The sequence below is a fragment of the Neisseria sp. P0021.S006 genome (assembly GCF_051956895.1).
Map to the genome: position 1 here is coordinate 1 of NZ_JBQCWZ010001056.1, position 514 is coordinate 514.

Sequence of the window (514 nt, forward strand, 5' to 3'; positions counted from 1 at the left end):
AATTGGAACATCAAGGCTTCCATGATGCCGACGCCGACCGTAAACACGGCCAACACGGCAATCCATTTGCGCACGCCTTCAATGTTGCTCCAAATAAACCGCCACAACCCTTTTTCTGGCGTTTTCGGAGCGGCTTCGGGATAAGGGTCGATGCGGGACTCGAACCATGAGAATATTTTTTTAATCATTGTTTTTGCAAATGTGATAAGACGGTCAGGCCGTCTGAAAGAGGTGTTCAAATACATTCAAGACTGTATTTTACGGGAAAAATCCGACTGATGACAGCGTATACCGTCAGTCCGATCAAACCAATCTATCGGCTTAACCATCTAAAAATCCCTTTGATTGGCATAAAACAAAGGCCGTCTGAAACTTTTCAGACGGCCTTTGCTGGATTTAGGTTAACCCTAAAATCACTCTTTACGTTGACGGCCCAAATCGGCAGCGGCAGTAAACAAAACGTCGGTGGAAGAGTTCAACGCAGTTTCTGCAGAGTCTTGAATCACGCCGATGA

1 pseudogene is annotated in these 514 nt (G+C 45.9%); it reads right to left on the bottom strand.

Annotated elements, in window-relative coordinates:
* Positions 1-188 (bottom strand): annotated as a pseudogene (locus ACTHUM_RS18695) (multidrug ABC transporter ATP-binding protein); the annotation flags it as partial.
* Positions 189-514 lie beyond the last annotated feature (326 nt).